At 62.3% G+C, this 12,294-nt stretch carries 11 protein-coding genes; 10 read left to right on the plus strand and 1 reads right to left on the minus strand.

All coding sequences use genetic code 11. The features are described from left to right. Positions 1–154 precede the first annotated feature (154 nt). From QQJ98_RS15080 to trpE, 4 genes are all read left to right on the plus strand, one after another. Entirely contained in the window at positions 155–1,348 is a 1,194-nt protein-coding gene (locus tag QQJ98_RS15080; RefSeq protein WP_284326168.1) for an aminotransferase, read from the plus strand. Beyond that, entirely contained in the window at positions 1,290–1,751 is a 462-nt protein-coding gene (locus QQJ98_RS15085) for a hypothetical protein (RefSeq protein ID WP_284326169.1), read from the plus strand. Before QQJ98_RS15080 ends, QQJ98_RS15085 begins: the two co-directional genes overlap by 59 nt. Positions 1,752–1,853: 102 nt before the next feature. Beyond that, positions 1,854–3,734 (plus strand): peptidylprolyl isomerase, encoded by a 1,881-nt coding sequence (locus QQJ98_RS15090; protein ID WP_284326170.1) that lies wholly within the window; start codon positions 1,854–1,856, stop codon positions 3,732–3,734. Positions 3,735–3,741: 7 nt separating this feature from the next. After that, complete coding sequence (gene trpE, locus QQJ98_RS15095) at positions 3,742–5,250, plus strand: anthranilate synthase component I (RefSeq protein ID WP_284326171.1); 1,509 nt, start codon at positions 3,742–3,744, stop codon at positions 5,248–5,250. 298 nt (positions 5,251–5,548) lie between these two features. Here trpE and QQJ98_RS15100 read toward each other — a convergent pair whose 3' ends face one another. Next, positions 5,549–7,201 (minus strand): divergent polysaccharide deacetylase family protein, encoded by a 1,653-nt coding sequence (locus tag QQJ98_RS15100; protein WP_284326172.1) that lies wholly within the window; start codon positions 7,199–7,201, stop codon positions 5,549–5,551. Positions 7,202–7,362: 161 nt separating this feature from the next. On the opposite strand from QQJ98_RS15100, the gene QQJ98_RS15105 reads away from it, so the two are divergent. The 6 genes from QQJ98_RS15105 to lexA all read left to right on the plus strand — a co-directional run bounded on the left by QQJ98_RS15105 (position 7,363) and on the right by lexA (position 12,288). Then, positions 7,363–7,950, plus strand: coding sequence for an aminodeoxychorismate/anthranilate synthase component II (locus tag QQJ98_RS15105; RefSeq protein ID WP_284326173.1), 588 nt, complete (start codon positions 7,363–7,365; stop codon positions 7,948–7,950). Then, the gene (gene trpD / locus QQJ98_RS15110; RefSeq protein WP_284326174.1) at positions 7,947–8,960 is read left to right on the plus strand and encodes an anthranilate phosphoribosyltransferase; all 1,014 of its coding nucleotides are present in this window, start codon (positions 7,947–7,949) and stop codon (positions 8,958–8,960) included. The genes QQJ98_RS15105 and trpD overlap by 4 nt, the downstream gene beginning before the upstream one ends. A gap of 90 nt (positions 8,961–9,050) precedes the next feature. Further along, on the plus strand, positions 9,051–9,863 hold the full coding sequence (gene trpC / locus QQJ98_RS15115; RefSeq protein WP_284326175.1) for an indole-3-glycerol phosphate synthase TrpC: 813 nt from the start codon (positions 9,051–9,053) through the stop codon (positions 9,861–9,863). Beyond that, positions 9,860–10,351 (plus strand): cyclic pyranopterin monophosphate synthase MoaC, encoded by a 492-nt coding sequence (gene moaC / locus QQJ98_RS15120; RefSeq protein ID WP_284326176.1) that lies wholly within the window; start codon positions 9,860–9,862, stop codon positions 10,349–10,351. Before trpC ends, moaC begins: the two co-directional genes overlap by 4 nt. Beyond that, entirely contained in the window at positions 10,348–11,523 is a 1,176-nt protein-coding gene (locus QQJ98_RS15125) for a molybdopterin molybdotransferase MoeA (RefSeq protein ID WP_284326177.1), read from the plus strand. Before moaC ends, QQJ98_RS15125 begins: the two co-directional genes overlap by 4 nt. A gap of 78 nt (positions 11,524–11,601) precedes the next feature. Then, complete coding sequence (gene lexA / locus QQJ98_RS15130; protein WP_284326178.1) at positions 11,602–12,288, plus strand: transcriptional repressor LexA; 687 nt, start codon at positions 11,602–11,604, stop codon at positions 12,286–12,288. The last annotated feature ends 6 nt before the right edge of the window (positions 12,289–12,294 follow it).

Here is a 12,294-nt window from a genome sequence, read left to right on the forward strand (position 1 = left end):
CCATTCCACGAGGCCCCGGATCAAGTCCGGGGCGGCGGGGTGATTGATGTTACGCCACAGCACGCAATCCGGGGCTTCGCGCTTGAACTTGGCCGCGCATATGTGAACACTGCCGTAAAATCAAAGCGCCCCTCTGGGCCGCTCAGGAGGCCCGATGATCCATCCCCATGACCCCGCCCCGCTCAATCCTGCGATGGCCGCCACCGACCCGCCCCCGGTGATGGAGGCGCGGCGTTGGCTGGCTGGTGTGATCTTCCCGCCAGAGCGCCCCTTGATCAACATCTCCCAAGCAGCCCCGGTCGAAAGCCCGCCGTTGGGCCTGCGTCAGGCGCTGGCCGATGCCGCCCTGAACAACCCCGACGCCCACCTTTACGGCCCGGTTCTGGGCCTGCCCGCCCTGCGGGCCGAGGTGGCAAAACAATGGTCCGCAGCTTACGGCGGCACCGTGCTGGAAAGCCAAACCGCGATAACCCAAGGCTGCAACCAAGCCTTCTGCGCCGTGATGTCCACGCTTGCGGGAAAGGGCGATGAAGTGATCCTGCCGACGCCGTGGTATTTCAACCATAAAATGTGGCTGGATATGCAAGGGGTTAAGACCGTGCCCCTCGCCGCAGGGCCGGGCCTGATCCCCGAGCCCGAAGCAGCAGGCGCGCTGATCACCGACCGCACCCGCGCCATCGTCCTCGTCAGCCCCAACAACCCCGGCGGCGTCGAATACCCGTCCGAGACGTTGACCGCCTTCCGTGACCTCTGCCGCGCCCGTGGCATCGCACTGATCGTCGATGAGACTTACCGCGATTTCGATAGCCGCAGCACCCGCGCGCATGATCTGTTCACCGATCCCGATTGGCACGACACACTGATCCAGCTTTACAGCTTTTCCAAAGCATACCGTCTGACCGGCCACCGCGTCGGTGCCGTCACCGCCTCGGCCGCCCGCCTGTTCCAGATTGAGAAATTCCTCGACACCGTTGCCATCTGCCCCAGCCAGTTGGGCCAGATCGGCGCACTTTGGGGCATGCAAAACCTAAGCCAATGGCTCGCAGGCGAACGCGCCGAAATCCTGTCGCGCCGTGCCGCGATGGTCGCAGGCTTCACCGCCCTGCCCGACTGGAAACTGCTCGGCTGCGGCGCTTATTTCGCCTATGTCGAGCACCCCTACCCCATCGCCTCCGACGCGCTTTGCAAACGCCTTGTGTCTGAGGCTGGCCTCCTGATGCTCCCCGGCACGATGTTCCAACCCGCAGGCTCCGAAGCCGGAAAACGCCAAATCCGCATCGCCTTCGCCAATGTCGATCAAACAGGCATTGCCGAGACGTTCCGACGGCTGGCGGCGTTCAAGGGTTAAATCAAGTTGCCAATCTGAGGCCAAAAACAAAATGCGCACGAAGATCAGTTTGGCTGGCGCTCTCCTCGCATGTGGTGTGGTCGTCTTTTGGGTCACCAACCGCCCACACCTGATCATCGCGCTCGAAACTGAAGACGGCAAAGGCAGCCTGATCTATCACTGCCCGATCACCACCGATGTCATGGAAGCCAAAACCCGAGCGGCCGCCGCGCACACCGCGTTTCAGTCGCGCTTGTCGGCAATCACAAATGGCGCTGGTGCTCAGGCACAAGCCGCGATGCAAGCGGCGAATATCTCGGGCAATATTCCAAACCTCGATATGATTGGGTCGGACCTGCAGGCACAGGCGCGTGCGCTTCAGACCGATATAGAAGCCGAATTCAACTGCAAGGTCGAATTGTAAGCCGCAGGCCCATGCTTCGCCCCACATCCCCCAACCCACCCTTGCTCCCATCGGCTCAACCGCTTAGACAGCTAGCCAAACCTTTTTAAGACAGGCAGACCCATGGCCAAGGCATCCGAGACGTCCGACGACACCCCGAAGAAAAAGCGCCGGGGCGCCTCTGTCATGGTATGGGTGCTGATGGCCATGCTGATCGGCGGCCTGGGTGGCTTTGGTGTCACGAATTTTGGCGGCAACCTGACCTCGATCGGCACCGTCGGCGATCGCAGCATTGATGTCGGCGACTATGCCCGGTCCTTGCGGCAGGCGATGGATCAATTCTCCAAACAGATCGGCCAGCCCGTCACGCTGCAACAGGCGCAGGCCATCGGCCTTGACCGTCAGGTGCTGCAACAAGTCATGGACCGCGCCGCTTTGGACAACGAGGCCGACCGCATCGGTCTTTCGGTCGGCGATGCCACCGTCGCCAGCAAAGTCTCGGCGATCCCCAGCTTTCAGGGCCTTGATGGCTTTGACCGCACCGCCTACCGCGACGTTCTGCGCCAAAACAACCTGACCGAATCCAGCTTCGAGTCTGGCCTGCGCGCCGACACCGCGCGTGAGCTGTTGCAAACTGCGATTACCAGCGGCCTGACCACGCCGCAGACCCTGACCGACACCATCGCCGATTGGGCGGGCGAGACGCGCGGTTTTTCGATGCTGCGCTTGACCGAAAAATCGCTGACCACGCCGATGCCGCCACTCAGCGACGCCGATCTGCAAGCCTATTACCAAAGCCATATCGAAACCTACACCCGCCCCGAGGCCAAACGGATTTCCTATATCGCGCTGCTGCCGGAAACCCTTGCCAAAGACATGCCGCTGGACGAGGCCGCGCTGAAAGCCGATTACGACTCGAAATTGTCGACCTATATGGTGCCAGAAAAACGTCTGGTCGAACGCCTTGCCTTTGCCACCGATGCCGATGCCGCCGCCGCGAAAGCCCGCATTGACGCAGGCAGCGTCAGCTTCGATGATCTGGTGAAAGAGCGTAATCTCAGCCTCGATGACGTTGATCTTGGCGATGTGTCGAAAACCGAACTCGCCGCCGCAGGCGAAGCGGTGTTCGCGCTGAAAGACCCCGGCGTGGTCGGCCCGTTTGCCTCCCCTATCGGCCCTGCCTTGTTTCGGATGAACGCGATCCTCTCGGCACAAGAAACCAGCTTTGAGCAAGCCAAGCCCGAACTTGCGACCGAGCAGCAAATGGAAACCGCCCGCAAAGCCATCGCCGATAAGGTCGAAGCGGTCGATGACGCGCTTGCAGGCGGGGCCACCCTCGCTGATGTCGCCAAGGAACAAGGGCTAAGCGTTGCCACCACTGATTTCGCTCCCGGCGCCGATGATAACGACGCCATCACCGGCTATAAAGGCTTCCGCGACGCTGCCGCCAAAATGGCCGAAGGCGATTTCGCCGAAGCCGTGGTGCTGGATGATGGCGGCCTTGTGGTGATGCAACTCGACAGCACCGTGCCCCCCACCGCCGTAGCTTTCGACAAGGTGAAAGAAAAAGTCACCGCCTCCGCGCGTGACGAAGCGCTTGCCAAAGCGCTGTCAGATGAAGCCACCCGCATCAAAGCCGGGGTAGAGGCCGGGGCCAGCCTTGGCAGCTTTGGTATCGTGTCGCGCACCACCCGGATCGAGCGGAACGGTGCCGTCAACGACGCCCCCCCCGCGCTGGTCGAAGCGGTGTTCCAGATGCAGCCAGATGATCTACGCGTGATCGAGGCCCCCGGCTTTGCCGCCGTGGTGCAACTGAACAGCATCACCGCCGCCGATACCACTAGTGCCGACGCCACTGCCCTGCGCGAAGCCATCGACGTGAACGCAGGTCGGGCAATTTCCGAAGACGTGATGGCGCTTTACACCGCCGCCTTGACCAGTGCCGCTGGCATCACACTGGATCAGAACGCCATCAACGCGGTCAACGCGCAGATCAGCAACTGAGGCAGCCATGAACCTCTTGCCGTCTTTTGAAGCGTTTGAACAGGCGTGGCTGCAGGGCAAAAACCAATTGGTTTATGTCCGCCTTGCCGCTGATCTCGATACGCCCGTCAGCCTGATGCTGAAACTGGCCGAAGCCCGCACCGACACGTTCATGCTGGAATCGGTGACGGGTGGCGAGGTGCGTGGCCGCTATTCGGTGGTCGGCATGAAGCCCGATCTGATCTGGAAATGCCACGGCACCACCGCGTCGATCAACCGCGATGCGCGCTTTGATCCGCAAGCATTCACCCCGCTGCCCGATGCGCCGCTGGTGTCGATGCGCGCGCTGATCGCGGAATCCCGCGTAGATCTGCCCGAAGGACTGCCCGCGATTGCCTCGGGCCTGTTCGGCTACTTGGGCTATGACATGATCCGGCTGGTGGAGCATCTGCCGAACATCAACCCCGATCCCTTGGGCCTGCCCGATGCCGTCCTGATGCGCCCCTCGGTTGTCGCTGTGCTGGATGGCGTGAAAGGCGAAGTGACGCTTGTGGCACCGGCTTGGGCCGCGTCGGGCCTGTCCGCCCGCGCCGCCTACGCCCAAGCAGCCGAGCGGGTGATGGACGCCTTGCGTGACCTTGACCGTGCCCCTGCCGCCGCACGCGATCTGGGCGAAGCCGCAACCGTGGGCGAGATGAGATCGAACTTCACCCATGACGGCTATAAACAAGCCGTTGAAAAAGCGAAAGATTACATCCGCGCGGGTGACATATTCCAAGTCGTGCCAAGCCAACGCTGGGCGCAAAGCTTCAGTTTGCCGCCCTTCGCCCTCTATCGGAGCCTGCGCCGCACCAACCCGTCGCCGTTCATGTTCTTCTTCAACTTCGGCGGCTTTCAGGTGATCGGGGCCAGCCCCGAAATCCTCGTCCGCCTGCGCGATGGCGAAGTCACCGTGCGCCCGATCGCAGGCACCCGCATGCGCGGGGCCACACCGGAAGAAGACAAGGCGCTGGAGCTTGATCTGCTGGCGGATAAGAAAGAGCTCGCCGAGCATCTGATGCTGCTCGATCTGGGGCGCAATGATGTGGGCCGGGTGGCAAAAGTCGGCACCGTGCGCCCGACCGAGCAATTCATTATCGAGCGGTATTCCCACGTCATGCACATCGTCTCAAACGTGGTGGGCCAGATTGCTGAGGGCGAAGACGCGCTGTCGGCGCTGCTGGCTGGTCTGCCCGCAGGCACGGTATCCGGCGCGCCAAAGGTCCGCGCCATGGAAATCATTGACGAGTTGGAACCGGAAAAGCGCGGCGTCTATGGTGGCGGCGTCGGCTATTTTGCAGGCAACGGCGAGATGGATTTCTGCATCGCCCTGCGCACTGCCGTGCTGAAGGATGAAACCCTGTATATCCAAGCGGGTGGCGGCGTCGTCTACGACAGCGACCCCGAGTCGGAATATCAGGAAACCGTCAACAAATCCCGCGCGCTGCGCCGCGCCGCCGAAGATGCGGGTCTGTTTGTGCGCAAAGGCAACCTTTAGCCTCTGATCCAAACGGTAGTGCCGTCTTGGTGGCCATCGAGGCCACACGCGACGGCGCTGCCGGGGAAGTGCCTGCTTGTGTTGCGCGCGGCGCAAACCTCGGTTGCCTCCGGCGGGAGTATTTCAAAAAGAGCAAATCTGACCTCTGCTCTGTGATTTCACATTGTGATAAACATCCCCGCCGGAGGCATCCGACAGCGATGCCGCGCTATAGGTTTATGGTTAAGAAAGCCTGAAGCGAAAATCTTAATGCCCTGAATTTATAAGATAATCATGAGGGTCCCGATGCGGGACCACCCTATTGCACAGCCAAAACCGCCGAAATTGGGGCCAAGGCGACCGAAGCGCCGCGCCCCTCCAGTGACCATTCCATCAGCGCGGCAATCGTCTCGGGCCGGGTGGTGCCGACCACGGCAACCCGTCCCTCTTGCGCCGCCTTGAACGCCGCGCGGTCGAGATAGCGGCGGATCAGTGGCGAGTCTTCCCCGCCAGCATCCAGATCGCGGAAGATCACCGCGGCGGGCACGCCTTCACGCCGGGCCACCTGATCGGCCGCGTTCAGCCCGGCATCAAAGGTCACCAGCCCACGTCCCTGATCCTTGACCAGCGGCACCACCATTGTCGCCAGCGGCCGGTTATCCTGAAAGCCCGCCGCCCCGATATCCATCACCGCCACCGCTTCGGGCAGGCTTGCGGCATTGGCCTGAAAGGTCTGTTCAAGATCGCTTGCCGTGGCACCCGCAGGGATCCCGGATGCCAACATCACCACCTCTTTGCCAGCCGCCCGGTAGATCGCCTCGGCAGCCGCCGCATTGGGGTCCAGCGGATCAATCACAAAACTGACCGCAAATGGCAGCGCAGCCAACTTGGCCCGATCCAGATCGCTTGCGCCAGTGTCGACCAGCAAGACCGCGAACAGCGGCTTGCCGAGATCATTGGTGAAGGGCGCCGCGAATTGCGCAAGCGGGGTGGTATCGGTGGGAACCACCGGGGCGGCAGTGGCCGGGTCTGTGCCTGCGTCGGGAGCATCATCTGCCGCGATGCTGGGCAGACGCCCGACGGTTACGCCATCGACAGATTTTGTCAGGCCAGCGCTGGGGGCCAAAGTCTCGGGTTGGCTGCTGTTCAGCACTTTCGGCAGCGGTTGCGGTTCAGCGGTCGCTTCCGCCAATGGGGCCTGTTCAGGTATCGCACCTTCGGGGGACATCGGTTCGACGGCGATCTCGGTCTCGGGTTGCGGATCCAATTCCATCAGCGCGGGCGCATCCGGCTGATCGGTGGGCGCGGGTGTCAGCAAGGTTTCGGTCGTCTCGGCGGGCGCGGGTGGTGGCAGATCGGCCTGACCGGGCACTGCATCCGTCCCGGCGGCTGACGGCAACATCGCAGGAGATGCCGCGCGCGGGGCGGTGTCCATGCCAGCCTCAACCTGTGGCGCATCCGCGTCAGTCGCGCCGGGCGTGTTCAACCCTGCCGGAGCCTCGGCGCTCGCAGCGGGTGCCAGCGTCTTTGCGTCAGCTTTAGGAACGGCGTTCTCAGGTACAACCGCTGTTGGCACAGCCGTCGACGCATCAGAGGCAGCGCCTGCCGATGCCAAAGGCGCGACGGGTTCGGGCAAAGGTGCGGCGGGCTCGGGCAAAGCCGTTGCTACCGTTTCGGGTGCTTTTGGCGCGGACGGCTCCGTGGCAGACGGGGCATCGGTGGTGGCTTCCATTCCAGGATCTGCCGCAGGCTGCGCAGGTGTGGTGGCTGGTGTGGAACTTGCCTCAGGCTCGATTTCAACTGCGGGTGCGATCGGCGTTGGCGCGACCACCACCACCTCAGCCACGGTTGCGGTCTCCGAGTCAGCGCCTGCGCCAGCGGGCGGCATCGGTGCCAATTGCGACACAACCGCAAGCCCCAAGCCCGCGACCACGCCGCCCACGACGATACCTGTTACGAAATTCCGGATCACAACCGCCTCCACCTGCTATTAGACGCCACTTGCCCTTGACGCCCCTTCACCGCTAAGCCCATCTATACCGATCTGTCCAACCGGGGGCCTTCGCTTGCTTTGGCTCTCTATAAACCAAAACCGCCGCCGCCTTCATCCCTTTTCCGTCCGGACCTTGCAAGATGCTCCTGCTTATCGACAACTACGACAGCTTTACCTACAACCTCGTGCATTACTTGGGCGAATTGGGCGCGGATGTGCGCGTGGTGCGCAATGATGCGATGTCGGTGCAGGAAGCGCTGTCGCTGCGGCCCGAATTGATCGTGTTGTCGCCCGGCCCCTGTGATCCCGCCAGCGCCGGGATCTGTATTCCACTGACCAAAGCCGCCGCAATGGCCGATGTGCCGCTTTTGGGCGTTTGCCTTGGCCATCAGACGATTGGTGAGGCGTTTGGCGGTCGCGTGATCCGCTGCCATGAAATCGTGCATGGCAAAATGGGGGCGATGCATCATCACGGCGGCGGCATGTTCCGCGACCTGCCCTCACCCTTTGCAGCCACCCGCTATCATTCTTTGGTGGTCGAGAAAGATACCCTGCCCGACTGCCTGGAAGTCACCGCATGGCTGGAGGATGGCACCATCATGGGTCTGCGCCACAAAGAAAAACTGATCGAGGGCGTGCAATTTCACCCTGAATCCATCGCATCCGAGCATGGCCATCAGCTGCTGCGCAATTTCCTTGATGCCGCCCGCGCGCGTGTTCCGGCATGAGCGATATTCTCAAACCGCTGATCGGCATTGCCGCCAGCCGCCCGCTGACCCGCCCCGAAGCCGAAGCCGCCTTCGGCGCGTTGTTTGACGGGGCAGCCACTCCGGCGCAAGTCGGCGGCTTTTTGATGGCGCTGCGGGTGCGCGGCGAAACTGTCGATGAATATGCCGCCGCCGCAAGCGTGATGCGCAGCAAATGCAACGCCGTGCGCGCGCCCAGTGGGTCCATCGACATCGTCGGCACCGGTGGCGATGGCAAAGGCACGTTGAATATCTCGACCGCTACGGCTTTTGTGGTCGCGGGCGCGGGGGTTGTGGTGGCCAAGCACGGCAACCGCAATCTGTCGTCGAAATCCGGGGCCGCCGATGCGCTGACAGAGATGGGTCTGAACGTCATGGTCGGCCCGGAAGTGGTGGAAAACTGCCTGAATGAGGCCGGCATTGGCTTTATGATGGCGCCGATGCACCACCCGGCCACCCGCCATGTCATGCCGGTGCGCGCCGAACTTGGCACCCGCACGATTTTCAACATCCTTGGCCCACTGACCAATCCGGCTGGCGTCAAACGCCAACTGACCGGCGCGTTTTCGCCCGCGTTGATCCGCCCGATGGCCGAAACCCTGCTGGCTTTGGGGTCGGAAAAGGCATGGCTGGTGCATGGCGGCGATGGCTCGGATGAAATCTCAATCGCCGCCCCTACCGCCGTCGCTGCGCTGGAAAACGGGGCTGTGCGCGAATTCACCCTGCACCCCGAGGATGCCGGCCTACAGGTCTATCCGTTCGAGGCGATCCAGGGCGGCACGCCCGCGGAAAACGCCGTCGCCTTTCGCGCCCTGTTGGATGGTGCCAAGGGCGGGTTTCGGGACGCTGTGCTGCTGAATGCTGCAGCCGCCCTGGTTGTCGCCGACAAAGCGGCATCCTTGCGCGAAGGCGTTGAAATGGCACAGGTTTCCATCGACTCGGGCGCTGCACGCAGCAAAATTGAGGCGCTGAAGCGTCTGACCAACCTCTAACGCGCGGCCCCCGCCGCAATGGGGGGCTCGCATCAGCGCGGTGGTCTGATCGGGCCCGAACGCGATCCAGACAGACAAGAAGGGCCTGCCATGACCACGATCCTAGACCGCATCAAAGCCTATAAACTGGAAGAAATCGCAGCCCGCAAAGCCAGCCGCCCGCTGGCTGATCTTGAACAAGCCGCCCGTGCTGCGCCTGCCCCGCGTGGCTTTGCCAAAGCGCTGTCGGATGCCGCGATCTCGGGCTATGGCCTGATTGCCGAGATCAAAAAAGCCAGCCCTTCCAAGGGCTTGATCCGCGCCGATTTCCATCCTGCCGAGCTGGCGCAAGCCTACGAGGCCGGTGGCGCCACCTGCCTGTCGGTGCTGACCGACACCCCCAGCTTTCAGGGCGACGACGCGTTTCTGACCGCGGCTTCCGGGGCCACCCGCCTGCCCTGTCTGCGCAAGGATTTCATCTACGACACATATCAGATCGTCGAAGCCCGCGCTTTGCACGCCGATTGCATCCTGATCATCATGGCATCGCTGTCAGACGCCCAAGCGGCCGAGTTGGAAGCCGCCGCGTTTGAGCAAGGCATGGACGTGCTGCTCGAAGTCCACGACCGCGCCGAATTGGACCGTGCCTGCCTGCTAAAATCGCCTCTGATGGGCATCAACAACCGCAATCTGCACACGTTTGATGTGACTCTGGACACCACCCGTCAGCTTGCCCGCTATGTGCCGGAAGATCGTCTGATCATCTCGGAATCGGGGCTATTCACCCCCGCCGATCTGTCGGATGTGGCCGCCTATGGTGCGCGCTGCTTCCTGATTGGCGAGGCCCTGATGCGTCAGGCCGATGTCACCGCCGCCACCAAAGCCATCCTCGCGCAGCCCTTGTCCTCCGAGGCGGGCGCATGACCCAAGCCAAAACTGGCCTGTCGCATTTCGACGACCAAGGCCGCGCCCATATGGTTGATGTCTCGGACAAGCCCGTGACGGCGCGGATCGCCGTTGCGCGCGGGGCGGTGCGGATGTCGGCGGAAACCTTGGCGCTGATCAGCGAAGGCCGTGCCAAAAAGGGCGATGTTCTGGGCGTGGCCCGGCTTGCAGGCATTATGGCTGCAAAGAAAACCGCCGATCTGATCCCGCTCTGCCATCCTCTGCCGATCACCAAAGTCTCGCTCGATCTGACCACCGACACCAGCCTGCCCGGCATCGTGGTCGAGGCGACCGTCAAGACCGGCGGCCAGACCGGCGTCGAGATGGAGGCGCTGACCGCCGTCACCATAGCCTGCCTGACAATTTACGATATGGTCAAGGCGGTTGAGAAATCCATGTCGATCGAAAGCATCCAGCTGATCCTGAAAGATGGCGGAAAATCAGGTCGTTACGAGGCAAAGCTATGATATCGGTTGCAGATGCCCTTGCCCGCTGCCTTGCCCTCGTCCAGCAGACGACGACCGAAACTGTGCCGCTGCGCCGCGCCAATAACCGTGTCATGGCCAGCGCGGCCGTGTCGCAAATGACCCAGCCGCCGTTCGCGGCCTCGGCGATGGACGGCTACGCTTTGGGCCGCAGCGCTGGCCCCGGTGAGACTTTCACCGTGATCGGCGAAGCAGGCGCAGGCCACGGCTTTGCGGGCGCGATCCAAGCCGATCAGGCCATCCGTATCTTCACTGGCGCGCCGCTACCCGAAGGTGCCGCCAGCATTGCCATTCAAGAAGACATCCGCCGTGACGGCGACCAGATCACCCTGACCACCACTGCCAAGCCCGGCGACAACATTCGCCCGCGCGGTCAGGATTTCACCTTTGGTCAAGCGCTGTCGCCACGTCTGCTGCGTCCGAACGACCTTGCCTTACTGGCTGCGATGAACGTGCCCGAAATCAGCGTCCGCCGCCGTCCCATCGTCGCCCTGATGGCCTCGGGTGACGAGTTGGTGATGCCCGGCGAGACGGCCGCCCCGGATCAGATCATCGCCTCGAACACTTTCGCGCTTGCCGCCATGGTCGAAGCTGCGGGTGGCGAGGCCCGGATGCTGCCGATCGCGCGCGACTCAGAGGCCTCTTTGCGCACAGTTTTCGCGCTGACCGAAGGCTGCGATCTGATCGTCACCGTGGGCGGTGCCAGCGTCGGCGACCATGATCTGGTCGGTAAAGTCGCCGCGGATCTGGGGCTGGAACGTGCGTTCTGGCAAATCGCCATGCGGCCCGGAAAGCCGCTGATGGCCGGGAAAGTGTTGGGAATCCCGATGCTTGGCCTGCCCGGAAACCCGGTTTCCGCCATAGTCTGCGGCCATCTGTTCATGGTGCCAATGCTCAAAGCCATGCTCGGCCTTGCGCCGGAGCCGCAGGTTCTGACTGCGCGCTTGGGCAGCGATCAGCCCGCCAACGGCCCGCGCGATCACTACATGCGCGCGCGGCTTTCGATTGAGGCGGGCCAGCCCACAATCACCGCCTTTGCGCGACAGGATTCCGCCCTGTTAACCATTCTGACCGAAGCCAACGCCCTTCTGATCCGCCCTTTGGGCGACGGTCCGCGCAGTGCTGGTGAGGTGGTAAACTACATCCCAATTTAACTTGCCGCGCCAAAGCGCTTGACACAAAGCAAGAACACGGGCAGAACATAGCAACAACATCTGCATAAGGGCTGGGGCATGCTGACGCGTAAGCAACTGGAACTCTTGGATTTCATCAAAACCCGTATGGATAAGGACGGTGTTCCGCCGTCTTTCGATGAAATGAAAGATGCGCTGGATTTACGCTCCAAATCCGGCATCCATCGCTTGATCACCGCCTTGGAAGAACGTGGTTTCATCCGCCGCCTCGCGCACCGCGCCCGCGCGTTGGAAATTCTGAAGCTGCCCGACGCTATGGAAAAACCGGGCTTCTCGCCCAAGTTGATCAAGGGCGACAAAGTAGACCCGCCGCGCAACGCGATGCCGATTGCGGCCGTCTACGCGATGGAACTGCCTGTGATGGGCCGCATCGCCGCAGGTGTCCCGATTGAGGCTATTTCCCATATTTCCCATCACGTTGCAGTGCCGGGCTCGATGCTTTCGGGCAATGGCTCGCATTACGCGCTCGAGGTGAAGGGCGATTCGATGATCGAGGCGGGCATCAACGATGGCGACATCGTGGTGATCCGCGAACAGATCACTGCAGAGAATGGCGATATCATCGTCGCTTTGGTCGAAGATGCTGAAGCCACGCTGAAGCGGTTCCGCCGTCGTGGCAATATGATCGCGCTGGAAGCAGCCAACCCCGCCTATGAAACCCGTGTCTTTCCAGATCACATGGTGAAGGTGCAGGGTCGTCTTGTCGGGCTGATCCGCAGCTACTGATCCTAA

The organism is Cypionkella aquatica (assembly GCF_030161095.1).
Lineage (GTDB): Bacteria > Pseudomonadota > Alphaproteobacteria > Rhodobacterales > Rhodobacteraceae > Cypionkella > Cypionkella aquatica.